Annotated in this window: 15 protein-coding genes (1 of these 15 cut by a window edge); 8 read left to right on the forward strand and 7 right to left on the reverse strand. The window is 50.2% G+C overall.

All coding sequences use genetic code 11. From position 1 onward, the window contains the following. A protein-coding gene (gene gyrA, locus BCV73_RS29220; RefSeq protein WP_089549475.1) for a DNA gyrase subunit A crosses the window boundary here: on the reverse strand, window positions 1-1,765 show its 5' portion. It extends 800 nt beyond the left edge of the window; the window shows 1,765 of its 2,565 coding nt (coding positions 1-1,765); the start codon lies at window positions 1,763-1,765; its stop codon lies off the left edge, out of view. 577 nt (window positions 1,766-2,342) lie between these two features. Here gyrA and BCV73_RS29225 point away from each other — a divergent pair. Beyond that, complete coding sequence (locus tag BCV73_RS29225) at window positions 2,343-3,173, forward strand: YheC/YheD family protein (protein ID WP_089549476.1); 831 nt, start codon at window positions 2,343-2,345, stop codon at window positions 3,171-3,173. A gap of 100 nt (window positions 3,174-3,273) precedes the next feature. Here the strand turns inward: BCV73_RS29225 and gyrB are convergent, their stop codons facing one another. From gyrB to dnaA, 6 genes are all read right to left on the reverse strand, one after another. Continuing rightward, window positions 3,274-5,184, reverse strand: coding sequence for a DNA topoisomerase (ATP-hydrolyzing) subunit B (gyrB, locus tag BCV73_RS29230; RefSeq protein ID WP_076172515.1), 1,911 nt, complete (start codon window positions 5,182-5,184; stop codon window positions 3,274-3,276). 64 nt (window positions 5,185-5,248) lie between these two features. Further along, window positions 5,249-5,500: an extracellular matrix regulator RemB gene (remB, locus tag BCV73_RS29235; RefSeq protein WP_076172512.1), complete on the reverse strand. Its 252-nt coding sequence runs from the start codon at window positions 5,498-5,500 to the stop codon at window positions 5,249-5,251. A 16-nt stretch (window positions 5,501-5,516) separates the two neighbouring features. Further along, window positions 5,517-6,629 carry a DNA replication/repair protein RecF gene (gene recF, locus BCV73_RS29240; RefSeq protein ID WP_076172510.1) on the reverse strand — a complete coding sequence of 371 codons (1,113 nt, stop codon included), beginning with the start codon at window positions 6,627-6,629 and terminating at the stop codon, window positions 5,517-5,519. 56 nt (window positions 6,630-6,685) lie between these two features. Next, a complete protein-coding gene (gene yaaA, locus BCV73_RS29245) occupies window positions 6,686-6,904 on the reverse strand; it encodes a S4 domain-containing protein YaaA (RefSeq protein ID WP_076172508.1) in 219 nt (72 codons plus the stop codon). Window positions 6,905-6,936: 32 nt separating this feature from the next. Then, window positions 6,937-8,079 carry a DNA polymerase III subunit beta gene (dnaN, locus tag BCV73_RS29250; protein WP_076172506.1) on the reverse strand — a complete coding sequence of 381 codons (1,143 nt, stop codon included), beginning with the start codon at window positions 8,077-8,079 and terminating at the stop codon, window positions 6,937-6,939. A 199-nt stretch (window positions 8,080-8,278) separates the two neighbouring features. Further along, entirely contained in the window at window positions 8,279-9,625 is a 1,347-nt protein-coding gene (dnaA, locus tag BCV73_RS29255) for a chromosomal replication initiator protein DnaA (RefSeq protein ID WP_076172504.1), read from the reverse strand. 564 nt (window positions 9,626-10,189) lie between these two features. On the opposite strand from dnaA, the gene BCV73_RS35510 reads away from it, so the two are divergent. The 7 genes from BCV73_RS35510 (at window position 10,190) to mnmG (ending at window position 16,495) form a co-directional block, all read left to right on the forward strand. Further along, a complete protein-coding gene (locus BCV73_RS35510) occupies window positions 10,190-10,363 on the forward strand; it encodes a hypothetical protein (RefSeq protein ID WP_218828205.1) in 174 nt (57 codons plus the stop codon). A gap of 107 nt (window positions 10,364-10,470) precedes the next feature. Beyond that, window positions 10,471-10,605 carry a 50S ribosomal protein L34 gene (gene rpmH / locus BCV73_RS29260; protein WP_068778604.1) on the forward strand — a complete coding sequence of 45 codons (135 nt, stop codon included), beginning with the start codon at window positions 10,471-10,473 and terminating at the stop codon, window positions 10,603-10,605. 357 nt (window positions 10,606-10,962) lie between these two features. After that, window positions 10,963-11,313 (forward strand): ribonuclease P protein component, encoded by a 351-nt coding sequence (gene rnpA / locus BCV73_RS29265; protein ID WP_076172607.1) that lies wholly within the window; start codon window positions 10,963-10,965, stop codon window positions 11,311-11,313. Between the two features lie 73 nt (window positions 11,314-11,386). Continuing rightward, the gene (locus BCV73_RS29270) at window positions 11,387-12,280 is read left to right on the forward strand and encodes a YidC/Oxa1 family membrane protein insertase (protein ID WP_089549477.1); all 894 of its coding nucleotides are present in this window, start codon (window positions 11,387-11,389) and stop codon (window positions 12,278-12,280) included. Further along, the gene (gene jag / locus BCV73_RS29275) at window positions 12,277-12,981 is read left to right on the forward strand and encodes an RNA-binding cell elongation regulator Jag/EloR (protein WP_076172500.1); all 705 of its coding nucleotides are present in this window, start codon (window positions 12,277-12,279) and stop codon (window positions 12,979-12,981) included. Before BCV73_RS29270 ends, jag begins: the two co-directional genes overlap by 4 nt. Before the next feature lie 191 nt (window positions 12,982-13,172). After that, complete coding sequence (gene mnmE, locus BCV73_RS29280; RefSeq protein WP_089549478.1) at window positions 13,173-14,549, forward strand: tRNA uridine-5-carboxymethylaminomethyl(34) synthesis GTPase MnmE; 1,377 nt, start codon at window positions 13,173-13,175, stop codon at window positions 14,547-14,549. 59 nt (window positions 14,550-14,608) lie between these two features. Next, entirely contained in the window at window positions 14,609-16,495 is a 1,887-nt protein-coding gene (gene mnmG, locus BCV73_RS29285) for a tRNA uridine-5-carboxymethylaminomethyl(34) synthesis enzyme MnmG (RefSeq protein WP_076172498.1), read from the forward strand. Window positions 16,496-16,497: the final 2 nt, after the last annotated feature.

The following is a 16,497-nucleotide window of genomic DNA, read 5'->3' on the forward strand; positions in this document are numbered from 1 at the left end:
GGATGAGGTTAATAATCGCCGTTCCCCGAGCGGTACGGCCGAGTTCAGGAATTTCGTACGCCTTCAGGCGGTACACCTTACCCCGATCCGTGAAGAACATCAGGTAATTATGCGAGTTGGTAACGAAGAGATGCTCGACAAAGTCCTCATCCTTCATATCAAGCCCTGTCACCCCGCGTCCGCCGCGTTTCTGGCTGCGATAGGTATTGGCAGGCAGACGTTTGATGTATCCCGTATGCGTGATCGTGATAACCACTTCTTCACGCGGAATCAGGTCTTCATCCAGGATGCTCTCTTCACCAACGGTAATTTCGGTGCGGCGCTCGTCGCCGAAGCGCTCCTTGATTTCTTGAAGCTCATTCATAATAATGTCCAGAACAAGCTCTTCATTCGCGAGAATTTCACGGTACTCGGCAATCTTCACCATAAGCTCCTGGTACTCGGCCTCGATTTTCTCGCGTTCCAAACCGGTCAGGCGCTGGAGTCTCATTTCCAGAATGGCCTGAGTTTGCTCAAGGCTTAGGCTGAAACGCTCGATCAAACGGTCACGGGCAATTTCCGTCGTCTGAGAAGAACGAATAATCGAGATGACTTCATCCAGATGGTCAAGTGCGATTCGCAAGCCTTCCAAAATATGAGCGCGGGCTTCCGCCTTTTTCAGATCATATTCGGTCCGGCGGCGGATAACTTCAATCTGGTGCTGCAAATAATAGTACAACGCATCGCGCAGCGTCAGAACCTTCGGCTCCTTGTTCACGATCGCCAGCATGTTGATGCCGAACGTGGATTGCAGTGCCGTATGTTTGTACAGATTATTCAGCATGACACTTGGATTGACATCACGGCGCAGCTCGATAACGATTCGCATACCGGTCCGGTCGGATTCGTCCCGCAGATCGGTAATGCCCTCGAGTCTCTTCTCGCGCACGAGCTCAGCGATTTTCTCGACCAAACGCGCTTTATTGACCTGGTAAGGCAGCTCGGTCACAATGATGCGCGCTTTATTGTTGACTTCTTCAATCTCGGCTTTGGCCCGCATTGTGACGGATCCACGGCCAGTCTCATATGCCTGGCGGATTCCCTGCCGGCCTAAAATGAAGCCCCGGGTAGGGAAGTCAGGACCCTTGATATATTCCATCAATTCCAGTGACGTAATGTCGGGGTTCTTGATGAGCGCCTGTACACCATCAATCACTTCGCTCAAGTTATGAGGTGGAATATTGGTGGCCATGCCGACCGCGATTCCCGATACCCCATTGACCAGCAGGTTCGGATAACGTGCAGGAAGCACAACCGGCTCCAGTTCCTCGCCATCATAGTTTTCGGTAAAATCAATTGTCTCTTTGTTGATATCGCGCAGCATCTCGATGGCGATTTTGGAAAGACGCGCTTCGGTGTAACGCATGGCTGCTGCAAAGTCACCGTCAACGGATCCAAAGTTTCCATGGCCTTCAACAAGCATATAACGCATCGAAAAATCCTGTGCCATACGAACCATGGACTCGTATACAGCCGAGTCACCATGCGGGTGATACTTACCGATGACCTCTCCCACGATTCTCGCCGATTTCTTAAATGGTTTATCCGGATACATACCGAGCTCCGACATCGCGTACAGGATACGCCGGTGAACCGGCTTCATCCCGTCCCGCACATCCGGCAAAGCCCGGGAAACAATGACGCTCATCGCATAATCCATAAAGGATTCGCGCATTTCGTCGCGTATGTCCCGATCTTTGATTTGCGAGCCTCTTTCTTCCGCCATGGTGGACCTCCTCCAATTTCTATCAAACCACTAACATGTCTTTTCAGACGATTCATTTAGTACAGCAAATAAAAAATCAATATATGAGGAAAAACGTCTGTCGACGTACAGTCTTTGCAGGCTGGGCCTAGCGCCCGTACTTCCGCAAAAGCTCCCATAACTTTCAGGCTTATGCAAAGCCTGTTAAAGTTCAATTCCTTCTTGCCCGAGCGAACCGAAAAGCGCATAACCGCAGGGCTGAAAAGGTGAAATCAACGGACGAGAATCCGCAAACCCACCAACCTTTATTATATTACTTTCACAAAAAGAGCACAATTAAACGTTTGAGCGCCGCTGCTCCGCAGCTGCCCAAGTTCCGTTTCTCTAGGGATTCGCCCGGCCTTCTGTGCCTTTTCCACATATACTGGTAGGGCAATAGGGACGCCTAGTGCTGTTTTGAGCAAACAAAACACCACATCTTTATATTATACCATTGTTTTGCTTGCTTGTCCTATGTTTTACGCCTGTGAACCGCGGAGAAGAAGCTCCGGCCGACAAGCACATAACAAGGCCAATCACGTAGAAAGGATGATATTTCTTGGCGATTCAACGTGTTGCAAGCAAATGGGCGAAAACCCAGGTCCTTTTACAGAATCAACAGGTATCTCCTTACATTCCCTTAACGCAAAAATATACACGCGCTACGCTGGGTAATATGCTTGAAAACACACCTCTTGTATACATTAAGCCGGACCGCGGCACATACGGCAACGGGGTCATGAACGTACAGCGGCACGGTGAACCTGACGCTCCAGCTGGCGAGCAGCCCGCCGAGGGTTCTCCTCACACTGGAGTGGAATATACCCTGCGCTACGGCATACGCTCCGAGACGTACGCGAACCTTGATGCGCTGCATCTAGCCATTCTCAGACACACAAGAGGAAAGTTTTATATTATTCAACAGGGAATCGTGACTTTGAAGTACGAGGAGCGCCAGTTTGATCTGAGAATTCTGACCCAAAAAACACCCTACCGTAATTGGGAGACGACAGGTATCATCGGCCGGGTGGCCGCTAAGAACATGATCATCACGAATTACCACGGCGGAGGTTCCGTACGCCTGCTGAACGAACTGCTCGAGGGGAACGTAAGCCCTGAAGAAGCCCCTCACTTGGAACGAAAGCTGTATGAGCTTGGTGTAGCCACCGCACAGCAGCTGCAGACCAAATTCCCCGGTATCAAGGAGATTGGCCTCGACGTAGCCATCGACGAGCAGCTCAACCCCTGGATCCTTGAAGTGAATACGCTCCCGGCCATCTTTCCGTTTAAAAAGTTCTTCAAGGATAAAAGCATATACCGCCGCATAGAACGGTATGCGATCAACTATGGGAGGCTCCCCGGCAGAAGTAAACGGAGAGGCAGCTATTAACAAAAACAAGAGAAGCTCCGGTTCCGGAAACTTCTCTTGTTTTGTCTGTCTATATTATCTTGGGCTGGACTCACCAACAAGCTAAGGTGGGTTTCAAAGCTTAAATGTCCAGATTTTTAACTGTTTTTGCGTGTTCGTGAATAAAATCACGCCGCGGTTCAACGCTGTCACCCATTAGGGTGTCGAAAATAAGGTCTGCCTGCATGGCGTCTTCAATCGTCACCTGCAGCATGGTGCGGCTCTCCGGATCCATGGTTGTCTCCCACAGCTGTTCCGGGTTCATCTCTCCCAGACCTTTATACCGCTGGATATTAACTTTGGCTCCCTCTCCGAACTCAGCGATGATTTCATCGCGCTCCTTCTCGGAACCGGCATAACGGACCGTCTTGTTACGCTCAATTTTGAAGAGCGGCGGCTGCGCGATGTATACGTATCCCGCTTCCAGCAGCTGGCGCATGTACCGGTAGAAGAACGTCAGCAGCAGCGTGCGAATGTGCGCGCCGTCGACATCGGCGTCGGTCATGATAATGAGCTTGTGATACCGGGCTTTGCTGAGGTCGAAGTCTTCGTCGCCAATGCCCGTACCCATCGCTGTTACGATCGCCCGGATCTCCAAATTAGACAAAATGCGGTCAAGACGCGCCTTCTCAACGTTCAGGATTTTACCGCGGATCGGCAAAATCGCCTGGAAATGCCGGTCGCGTCCCTGTTTGGCGGATCCGCCGGCAGAGTCCCCTTCGACGATGTACAGCTCGCAAATGGACGCATCCTTCGAGGAGCAGTCCGCCAGCTTGCCGGGAAGGGCGCTGACTTCAAGCGCACTCTTGCGTCGCGTCAATTCACGGGCTTTACGCGCAGCTTCGCGCGCACGGGATGCCTGCAGCGCCTTTTCCAAGATCCGCCGGGATACGGCAGGATTCTCTTCCAGGAACTCGGACAGCTTCTCGGAGAAGAGCGATTCCACGATGCCGCGGACTTCACTGTTGCCGAGTTTGGTTTTCGTCTGGCCTTCGAACTGCGGCTCCGGAATTTTGACCGAAATAATGGCTGTCAGGCCCTCGCGCACATCGTCGCCGGACAGATTGGATCCGTCTTTGACGAGGCCGCTCTTGCGGCAGTATTCGTTAATAATCCGGGTCAAGGCGCTCTTGAAGCCGGATTCGTGGGTTCCACCCTCATGCGTATTGATATTGTTGGCAAAAGAATAAATGTTCTCGGTGTAGCTCTCGTTGTACTGCAGCGCGATCTCTGCTTGAATGTTGTCCCGGGAGCCCTCTACATAGATCGGCTCTTCATGAAGAACTTCCTTTTTCTCATTCAGGAACTTGACGTATTCGATAATACCGCCCTCGTACTTGAAGTAGTTGGAAGCCCCCGTGCGCTCATCCGTCAGCGTCAAAGCAATGCCTTTGTTCAAAAAGGCCAGCTCGCGAATCCGCGTCAAGAGAGTATTATAGTCATATTCCGTAGTCTCCGTGAAAATTTCCGGATCCGGCAGAAAGGTAACGGTCGTACCGTGCTCGTCGGTATCCCCGATGACTTTGACGTCATACTGGGGCACCCCGCGCCGGTATTCCTGCTGATAAATATGCCCATTCAACCTAACTTGGACAACGACTTTGGTGGACAATGCGTTAACAACCGATACGCCCACGCCGTGCAGGCCGCCGGATACCTTATATCCCCCGCCGCCGAACTTACCACCGGCATGAAGCACGGTCATGACGACCTCAAGGGTCGACTTTTTCAATTTCTCGTTCTCACCAACCGGAATACCGCGCCCGTTGTCGACAACCGTGATGCTGTTATCCTTGTGGACAATGACTTCGATATGGTCGCATACGCCCGCCATCGCCTCGTCGATACTGTTGTCCACCACTTCCCAGACCAGGTGATGGAGTCCTTTGACGCTGGTCGATCCGATATACATGCCCGGCCGTTTGCGGACGGCTTCCAGACCCTCCAGAACCTGAATCTGACTCTCATCATATTGCGGTTGATTCATAGACATGCCTGTCACCTACTTCTATATATTCTACGTTTGCTGATTGGAGTGTACCTGCGTTCACAGTGTCCTAAGCGTTGGCGAAGAAGACATTCGCCCGCTTCTTAAGCGTGGATGAGGAAATTGGAGAGTAATAGACGGTGCTCTTCGTCACGACGATGGATTTGGCTTCCTCTTCGCCGATGTACTCCACGTTCTTTTCCTGCCGGGCATGGCTTACAAACTGCTTTGATATTTTGGAGGATTTCTCGATCGAAATGTCAAAGATCGCAACCAGCTCCGCAGAACGGATGATTTTTTCACCGCCCAGATGGATATACATAACCATTCCCCATTCCTTAAGAGTCGACCTGTCCCGCATGAACATGATAGATGTTCGCGTTCTTCAGTTTATCGGCATTCAAACTCTCGATTCCCGTCGCCGTGATAAAGGTTTGAACCTTGCTCTGAAAAGTCTCAATCAATTGCGTTTGCCGGTAAGGATCAAGCTCGGACAGCACATCATCCAGCAAGAGCACCGGATACTCTCCGATCTCCTCCTGGATCAGTTCGATTTCAGCCAGTTTAAGAGACAGAGCGGTCGTTCTCTGCTGTCCCTGTGAACCGTACGTATGGACTTCCTTGCCGTTAATGAAAAAGGCCATGTCGTCGCGGTGAGGCCCGGCAAGGGTCATCCCGCGGCGCACTTCTTGATCCTTCACTTGTGATAACTTTAACATAAATTGTTCAAAAAGATAAGCTTCATCTTCCTCCTCGGCGTCGCCAAACGACGGCTGATAGACAAGCTTCAGCGATTCTCCGCCGCTTGTGATGCCTTGGTGGATCGTTTCCGCCCACTTCTGCAGCTTTATTATGAATTGTTTCCTCTTTTTGATGATTTTAACACCGTGCTCTACGAGCTGCTGATCCCAGATTTCCAGCATGCCTGGCTTCACGCTGTCTTTCCCCCACATCTGTTTCAACAGGTTGTTCCGCTGGTTAAGAACTTTCTGGTACTGCTGCAAATGATAGAGATATCCCGGTTGGACCTGGCCGATCTCCATATCAAGGAACCGCCGGCGGATCCCCGGTGTGCCTTTCACAATTTCCAAATCTTCCGGGGCAAACATCACCACGTTCAGCGCACCGATAAAATCGCTCAGCTTCCGCTGCTCGAGTCCGTTAATCTTCGCCTTCTTCCCCTGTGGGGACATCGTCAAATCGAGGGTAAGTGGACCGTACTTCTTATCCACAACCGCGGACAGATGCGCGCTTCCTCCTTCAAACGAAATCAGCTCCCGATCTTTTGAGGTCCGGTGACTTTTGGTTAATGCCAACACAAAAATAGCCTCAAGCAAATTGGTTTTGCCTTGGGCATTTTGTCCGATCAGCAGATTTACGTCTCCAAAAGAATCCAGCTGCAGCTTCTCGTAGTTGCGATAATGCTGCAGACTGATATTTTTAACAAACACGCCTTATCCTCCCCATCTTCGCCGGCCGCCGCAGACAGCAGCGGCCTGGGGGCACTTTATGCCTCTTGTGCTACCACAAATTCGCCGCAGTCCGTCACTTTGACCTGATCGCCCGGATACAGCTTCCGCCCCCGGCGGTCTTCCGGCTCCCCGTTAACGGTCACCATGTTCTCCGCCAGCAGGGCTTTGGCCATTCCCCCTGTGGATACGCAGTTGGCGAGCTTCAGAAATTGATCAAGCTTAATATATTCACTGTGGATAACTATTTTGTTCATCAGGAATCCTTTCGCTGTGGACAAGTTTTGCTTTAGTTGGTGGTCCGGTACGGAAGAATAACGTACAAGCTTTGGCTGTCATCCACCGGCTTCAGAATGATCGGGCTCATGATGCCGGTAAAGGCAATTTTGAGCTGCTCGCTTTCCACCACTTTCAGCACGTCCAGCATATATTTCGAGTTAAACGAGATTTTCAGAGGTTCCCCTTTAAAATCAATCACGTCCAGCTCTTCGCGCACTTTACCGAGTTCCGACGAGCTGGAAGAAATTTCGATACCGCCATGCTCCATCGTCTGCAGACGTACGATATTCGTCTTCTCCTCTCTGGAGAGCAAATAAGCGCGGTCGATCGACTCGCTTAATTTTTTTGTGTCCAAAACCAGTTCTGTTTTGTAGTTTGTCGGAATAATCCTAGAAGTATCCGGATAAATGCCGTCGAGGATGCGGGAATAGAACAGGACCCGGTCGATCTTGAACAGCACCTGGTTGTCGGCCACGACGATATCGACCAGCGTATTCTGGTCGGGAATGATTTTGCTCAGCTCGTTCAGCGTCTTACCGGCAATAACGACATTATGAAACTTCACTTCGTCGGCCCCTTCCAAATGAGCGGAGCGGGTGGCCAGGCGATGCCGGTCGGTAGCGGTAAACTTCAGCTCGTTTTGATCCAGGTTCCACAGAACCCCCGTCAGGATCGGTGTGGTCTCATGCGTGGAAATGGAAAAACCGGTTTGGCGGATCATGTTTTTGAGCAGCGCTCCCGGAAGGGAAATCGTTTGGTTCCCCTCGATATCAGGCAGCACCGGGAATTCTTCCGGATCCAGTCCGACCATCTGAATTTCGGTGGCTCCCGAGGAAATAAAGGTTTGGAACTGGTCTTTGACCTCCATTTGAATTTCCTGAGAAGGCAGCTTCTTGATAATTTCCACGAAGAATTTGGCCGGCAGCACGACGCTGCCCGGTTGTTCGACCGTAACGATGGTGCGTTCGCTATCCTCCACCGGAATAAAGGACTGAATGGAAATATCGGTGTCGCTCGCTGTGAGGGTAACGCCCGAATGATTCACGTCCAGCTTGATGCCGGACAAGATCGGAATGGTGGTTCGGCTCGATATCGCCTTGGATACGTGCTGGATGGATTCGTTAAGAACGTTTTTAAGGATGCTGATTTTCATAGTTTCACTCCTAGCAGGAAATTCGGATTGCAAGACTACTCCGGTATGCCGGCTGCGTGCAGCCTATTTATGAATATTATTTTATTTAAATAATATAGTAATAGCAGTAGGCGCACTGAATTTGTGGATAAGTTCAAAAACCTCAATAAAATCAAGCCTATTCACATGTGTATAGATTGTGCATAGGCTTTGAACTTGTTCAGGTTGGATTTTTGATTTTTTCCGTGATGTTATTGATGACTTTGAACAGATCCTGGTCCTCTTTCAGAGACTGGGATATTTTCTCGTGGGCATGGATGACGGTTGTATGGTCTCTTCCCCCGAAGGCCTCGCCAATTTTGGGCAGCGAGAAATCCGTCAGTTCCCTGGACAAGTACATGGCGATCTGTCTTGGAAAAGCGACGGCCTTAGTCCGTTTCCGCGCTTTGAAATCCTCAAGCTTCAGGTTGTAGTACTCCCCGACCTTCTGCTGAATGTCCTGAATGGTGATCATCTTCGGTCTGCTGGACGGGATGATATCCTTCAGCGCTTCGGCAGCCAGATGCGTGGTCACGTCCTGATTGGTCAGCGATGAATAGGCGACGACGCGAATCAGCGCCCCTTCCAGCTCCCTGATGTTCGTGTCGATCTGATTGGCAATGTACATCATCGCTTCATTCGGGATATCGAGATTCTCCGCCTTGGCCTTCTTCCGCAGGATCGCGATCCGCGTCTCCAGGTCCGGCGGCTGGATATCCGTAATCAGCCCCCATTCAAAGCGCGAGCGCAGCCGATCCTCCAGCGTCGGAATTTCTTTGGGCGGCCGGTCGCTTGAGATGATGATCTGCTTCTGTTCCTCATGCAGGGCGTTGAACGTATGGAAAAATTCCTCCTGTGTCGACTCCTTGCCCGCCAGAAACTGAATATCGTCAATCAGCAAAATATCGACGTTCCGATACTTGTTGCGGAAACTCTCGGCCCGGTTGTCACGGATGGAGTTGATGAATTCATTCGTAAATTTCTCGGAAGAGATATATACGACCCGGCTGGCGGGATTGTGCTCCAAAATGTAGTGTCCGATCGCATGCATCAAGTGGGTTTTGCCAAGCCCTACCCCTCCATACAAAAACAAAGGGTTGTATGCCTTTGCCGGCGCTTCCGCGACAGCCAAAGAGGCCGCGTGAGCAAACCGGTTGCCCGAACCGATGACGAATGTGTCAAATGTATATTTCGGGTTAAGCATATGGGTTAGAGCCTCGTCAGGGGTCGCCTGAGGCATGGGCGCGGGCTGCTGTGGGGTAAGTTCGGCAGGCTTGTTCTCTTCGATGACGAATTTCACGTCAACCTGCTTCCCCAACACTTCATAGATGGTGGAGCTAACGAGTTTTGTGTAGCGGCTTTCCAGCCATTCGACAGCAAATGTGGTTGGAGCGGAAATTACGATGGAATGCTCGCTCATTTGTATCGCTTTGGTTGCTTTAAACCAGGTGTCAAAACTCGGCTTGCTGAGCTTGGTATGAATAATGGATAGGATTTGCTGCCATAATTCGGAAGTATGGCTGTCCACAGACTGTCACTCCTTTAAATCTTCCAAATGTGGCTGGGATCGAGCCATGAGTGGAAATGTCGAAAAAAGATGAATGGTGCAGAATATATCCCCAGTTTCAAAAACGGGGGAAAATAAAAAAAGTGGACAAATTGAAATTGTTCACAAGTTTATCCACAGCTTGTTGATAATATATGGGGTGAAATCACATATTCACATCCAAAAACAATATAATCATAGCAAAAGAACGCCCGTTTATCAATGAAATGGCTGAAATTATCCACAAATTCAATAAGTTGTGTATAATTTTTATTCACACCACTATATATTGTTTATAACGTGTTTAATTTTCGACAGCATCCCCCAAAATAAAAAATCAGTTGTGCACAGGTTATGCCGGATCTTAGAATTTTATTGCGAACGATGTGAACAAGTGGATAAATCTGAATTGTGGATTTTTCAGGTTTGTTGGGCCGGGGGCTGTGGAAAACTTGGATGGCTGGATTTTAAAATGAGATGATGTGGTTTTAGCGAAATGACATCGAATGAAGTGAATGCCAGGAAAAGGTGTCCACAGAACCGAGGATGGAGAGAGAGGGAGCGTTTAATGAAGCTGCTGCTGAAAATGAAGATGAAGCGGTGAAACTGGCGTTCCAGATCAGACGGAGCGAGAAGTGGGAGAGGGAAGCAGTAAAAAGAGGGAGAAGAGCGATCTCAGGGATTCAAATTCCGGAAAGTGGGGGAGCAGGTTTGAGTTGACTTTTGGGCCTGTTCATGATTAAATGTATAAAGGCATTTTCTGTGTTGAATGAAAATGAATATTTAACCATAAAGGTTATGAAATCCTGTAAGGGGGTGTGCAATACATGAGACCTACATTTAAACCGAATGTAAGCAAGCGCAAAAAGGTGCATGGTTTCCGGAAAAGAATGAGCACGAAAAACGGCCGCAAAGTGCTGGCAGCTCGTCGCCAGAAGGGCAGAAAAGTACTGAGCGCGTAAATTTCGTACATGAAGACCACCGAGGTGGTCTTTTTTTCATAAGAAAACGTCTATAGGCGTACAAAAATGAGTTTTTCCTTTCACTTCTGCAGATTTTTTTATGAAAAAGAGGGAGAAGCGGGCTTTTACGCCGAGGAGAAGATGTAGATACGACCCGATCCCGATAAAATGAAAGAGGACGGGCCGTGCTCAGAGAAGTGCTCACGGTTCTTAGTGTGGTTTATATCGCACAATGGATGACCATACTAGGAAGTGGAATATCGCTATATATTATATGAAGCAAAATTTCGAATGCTGATATTTTTGAAGGAAAGGCCGCTGTACATCGGGATAGCGGGCAGCAAGCAGGGGATATTCGTGCATAAAAGTTTACGTTTACGAAACCGGGCTGACTTCAGCCGCGTATATAGGCATGGGAAGTCATTTGCCAATTACCAATTTGTCGTGTATTGGTTCCGAAAAAAAGAGGTAGAGAAGTTCCGCGTCGGCATATCCGTCAGCAAGAAAGTCGGCAACGCCGTTGTACGCAACCGGATGCGAAGACTGGTCAAGGAGATTATGCGCCACCATGAAGACAAGCTGATCGAGCATGTCGATCTTGTATTTATTGTAAGAAAAGGTGCCGTTGAAATGTCCTATAAAGACCTTGAAAAAAGCGTTCTGCACGTGCTGCGGAAAGCGTCGCTGCTGAAGCCGCCGGGGCGCTGAATGCTGGTTTCTTTGTCCAATTAATTATGGTATGATTTACGGTGAATGGAAGCGTTAAGAGAGGGGTTATGAAGTGTCGCTATTTAAGACTAGCCGAGGCAGGAAATGGATCCTCCTCATCGCTGTGATGATGCTCGCAGTGGTTGTTTTAGCTGGGTGCGGAACAGGCAACACTGTGACGCATACTACAGAAGAAATGAAGGAAGGCGGCTTTTGGCAGGCTAACGTCGTTTATTATTTCTCGCTCGCATTAGATACGTTCGCCGGTTGGTTTGGCGGAGCTTACGGCTTAGCCGTCCTCGTGATGGTGATTATCGTCCGTACGATTATTCTGCCGTTGTCCATTAAGCAGGTTAGAAGTTCCAAGGCGATGCAAGCGATTCAGCCTGAACTTGCAAAGATAAAAGAGAAGTATAAGGATCAGCCGGAGAAACAGCAGCAGGAAACGATGAAGCTGTTTCAGGAGAACAGGGTTAATCCGATGGCGGGATGTCTGCCGCTGATTATCCAAATGCCGGTTTTTATCGCACTCTATAATTCCATCGTGTACAACTCGCATCTTCGTGACCACTCGTTCCTGTGGCTCCAATTGGGTAAGCCGGACCATACGTTCATCCTGCCGCTGCTGGCTGCTGCAACGACATTCCTGCAGTCCCGCATGATGATGAAGATGAACCCGAGCCCGCAGCAGGGTGCCATGCAATTTATGATGCTGGTGTATCCGGTTTTGATTTTCTTCATGTCTTACCAGTTCCCATCCGCACTGCCGCTGTACTGGATTTACAGTAACCTGTACACCATTATCCAGAACTACTTCCTGTATCGTAACAACAATACGACTGCGAACGTAGCCGCCGTTTCTTCTGCTGGAGGAAGCGCAAATGCCAAGTCTGGCAACAAGGGCAGCAGCAACAAAGGTGGTAAAGGAAATAGCAAAGGGAAGAAGGGGGCAAAAAAATCTAAATGAGCAAAGTCGTCGCTTCAGGAAAAACCGTTGAAGATGCTGTAAACCAAGGGCTGGCCCAGCTTGGGGTAAGCCGCGACCGGGTCACGGTCCAAATCGTATCGCAGCCGTCAAAAGGATTCCTGGGACTGATCGGTGTCAAGGAAGCAAAGGTGGAACTTACACTGCTGCCTGAGCCCGCACCGGAACCAGTGGAGACGGCGAAACCTTTGCCACTAGATTTACATGAACCCGAAGCTTCCATAGAGGAAGAAGAGAAAGACCCTTACGAAACGGCTGCCGAGTTTATCATTGACGTCGGAAAGAGCATGGGGCTGGATGTGAGCGTTGAAATCCAGCACGCGAGGGATGCTACGACTCTTCATATTTTCGGTCCCGATCTGGGACTGATCATCGGCAGAAGAGGACAAACCCTCGACGCCTTGCAGTATTTGGCCAACATTGTGGCGAACCGGGTGTCGAGCAGTTATGTGCGGCTTGTACTCGATGCCGAGAACTTCCGGGAACGCCGGAAGAAGACGCTGGAGGATTTGGCCGACCGGTTGGCGGGACGGGTGATTCGGACCCATAAAGAGGTCGTACTTGAACCGATGTCCCCGCAGGAGCGGAAGGTGATCCATTCCAAGCTGCAGGATCATCCGCAGGTGAAGACCTACAGTAAAGGGGAAGAGCCCAACCGGCGCGTAGTCATTACGATAAAGTAAAGAGAGACCTGTACAATGACTTTATTGAGCTTACCTTTAGCTTATGAAGTCATTGTTTTTTTTGAATCTTGAATGGGATCACCGGGAGGCGCCGGGCCTAGGCGTCGCAGGTCTTGATACGTCTTGTTATGGCAACAATAGAGCTAACAGAAACGGATGAACGTTTAATATAGAAAAAAGAGGTGACAGCCTTGCTTACGGATACAATTGCAGCGATATCGACAGCTGTAGGGGAAGCGGGAATCGCCGTTATCCGCGTGAGCGGACCGGACTCGATTTCTGAGGTCGAACGGATTTTTCACAGCAAAACGGCGTTAACGAAGGCGGAGTCGCATACGGTTCATTATGGGCATATCGTCGACCCGGACACCCAGGAGCGAGTGGAGGAGGTGCTTGTCACCGTCATGCGGGCGCCGCGGTCTTTTACTACGGAAGATGTGGTGGAGATCAGCACGCACGGCGGCGTGATTTCGGTCAAACGGGTGATGGATCTGCTGCTGCAGCTGGAGATCCGTCTGGCCGAGCCGGGCGAGTTTACCAAGCGGGCCTTTTTGAACGGTCGGATTGACCTTTCCCAGGCCGAAGCGGTAATCGACCTGATCCGGTCCAAGTCGGACCGTGCCTTCTCGATCGCATTGAAGCAGGTAGAGGGATCTTTGTCCCAGAGAATCGGGGAGCTGCGCCACACCTTGGTGGAAACGATGGCTCACATCGAAGTCAATATCGATTACCCGGAGCATGATGTGGAATCGCTGACGGCAGAGTTCATTAAGCAGAAAAGCAGCGAAGTTATGGAAGGCATTCAGAAGCTGCTGAAGACCGCTGAAGAAGGGAAGATTTTACGTGAGGGCATCACCACGGCGATTGTCGGACGTCCAAACGTGGGCAAGTCTTCACTGCTGAATGCGCTGGCGCATACGAACCGTGCGATTGTGACCGACATTCCGGGCACGACGCGGGACGTCATCGAGGAGTTCGTCACGATCAACAACATTCCGCTCAAGCTGCTGGACACGGCAGGAATTCGGGAAACGATGGACGTCGTGGAGAAAATCGGCGTAGAGCGCTCGAAGCATGCGGTCACGGAAGCCGATCTCATCCTGCTCGTGCTGAATGCAAGCGAACCGCTGCATGAGGACGAACTGGAATTAATGGAACAAATCCGTGGTAGACAATCCATCGTCATTATGAATAAAATGGACTTACCTTCGCAATTGGACAGAGGTCTGCTGTCCAGGTACTATCCGGATGAATTGATCGTCCCGATGTCGGTGTTGACCGAAGAGGGGATCGATCTTTTGGAAAAGGCGATTTCATCGCTCTTTTTCAGCGGGAAGCTGGAGTCGGGCGATCTGACTTATGTCAGCAACGTCCGGCATATCGCACTCCTTAAAAAGGCGTACAAATCGCTTCAGGATGCCTACGAAGCGGCGGATCAGTTCATCCCGATCGACATGATTCAGATCGATGTCCGTCTTGCTTGGGAACAGCTTGGTGAGATCACAGGCGATACGGCGGCCGAAACGCTGCTGGATCAAATTTTCTCCCAGTTCTGTTTAGGTAAATAAGTCGTTCGTTCATATAGATTCATGCATTTATTTTCAGAAAAATAAAGGAGGTTTGTCCAATGAGTTATGATGGAGGCAGCTATGATGTCATCGTCATTGGTGCGGGTCATGCCGGCTGTGAAGCGGCCTTGGCCGCAGCACGGATGGGCTGCAACACACTGATGATTACCATCAATCTGGACATGGTCGCATTTATGCCGTGCAACCCTTCGATCGGGGGACCGGCCAAAGGGCATGTCGTCCGTGAAATCGATGCGCTGGGCGGCGAAATGGGCCGTAATATTGATAAAACGTTTATTCAAATGCGGATGCTGAATACAGGGAAGGGGCCGGCGGTGCATGCGCTGCGTGCGCAAGCCGACAAGTTCCTGTATCAACAAACGATGAAGGAAACGATGGAGAAAGAACCGAACCTGACAATGCGTCAAGGCATGGTGGAACAGCTGATTGTTGAAGACGGCGTCTGTGTCGGCGTGGTGACGAAAACCGGCACCTCGTACCGTGCTAAATCTACGGTGCTGACTACCGGCACGTATCTTCGCGGTAAAGTCATTATGGGTGAGCTGACCTACGAAAGCGGTCCAAACAACCAACAGCCTTCGGTGAAGCTGGCGGAAAATCTGCGCGAGCTGGGCTTCGATCTCGTTCGCTTCAAGACCGGCACGCCTCCGCGTGTACACAAGTCCACCATTGACTTTTCCAAGACCGAAATTCAACCGGGAGATGAGAAACCTAAATTTTTCTCTTATGAAACCGAGTCTTCCGATAATGAGCAGCTTCCTTGCTGGTTGACGTATACTTCGGTGGAAACCCACCGCATTATTAACGAGAACCTGCACCGTGCGCCGATGTTCTCCGGAATTATTGAAGGAACAGGACCACGTTACTGCCCGTCCATTGAGGATAAGATCGTGCGCTTCAGCGACAAGCCGAAGCATCAAATTTTTCTCGAGCCGGAAGGCAAGAACACCTCTGAATATTATGTCCAAGGGCTGTCCACCAGTATGCCTGAAGACGTTCAGTTGGCGATGCTGCGCAGTATCCCTGGCTTGGAAAAAGTTGAAATGATGCGCAACGGTTATGCGATTGAATATGACGCTATGGTACCGACGCAGCTGTGGCCATCTCTGGAAACGAAGAAGATGCCGGGCTTGTTCACCGCCGGTCAAATTAACGGAACCTCCGGTTACGAAGAAGCTGCAGGTCAAGGCATCATGGCCGGCATTAACGCCGCACGCAAAGTACAGGGCAAGGAACCGGTCATTCTCGACCGTTCGCAAGGCTATATCGGAGTTCTGATCGACGACCTCGTGACGAAAGGTACCAATGAGCCTTACCGTCTCCTGACTTCCCGTGCGGAATACAGACTGCTGCTTCGCCATGACAACGCCGATCTGCGGTTGACACCGGTAGGGCATGAGATCGGTCTGATCTCGGAGGAACGCTTCGCGAAGTTTTTGGATAAGAAGGAAAAGGTGGAGCTGGAAATCGAACGTCTACGATCAACGAAGGTGGGCCCTTCACATGTGAATGCACTGTTAGAATCGATCGGTTCCGCCCCGATTCAGGATGGCAGCAACCTGCTGACCATTCTGCGCCGTCCAGAAGTAACCCACAGCCATATTGAACAAATTTCACCTTCGCCATATGAACTTACGGAAGAAATGAAGGAGCAGGTCGAAATTCAAATCAAGTATGCAGGGTATATCGAAAAGCAGCTGATCCATGTGGAACGCCTGCAAAAGATGGATAAGAAGAAGATTCCGGAATCGATCGACTATAACGATGTTCAAGGCATCGCCATCGAGGCTCGTCAAAAGCTCAGCAGCATCCGTCCGATTTCGATCGGTCAAGCTTCACGCATTTCCGGCGTGACGCCGGCGGATATCTCGATTCTGCTGGTATATCTGGAACACTATAATCGCGTTACAGCGGCAAGAGGTTAAAG

This window comes from Paenibacillus sp. SSG-1 (assembly GCF_002224835.1).
Taxonomy (GTDB): Bacteria; Bacillota; Bacilli; order Paenibacillales; family Paenibacillaceae; genus Paenibacillus_AQ; species Paenibacillus_AQ favisporus.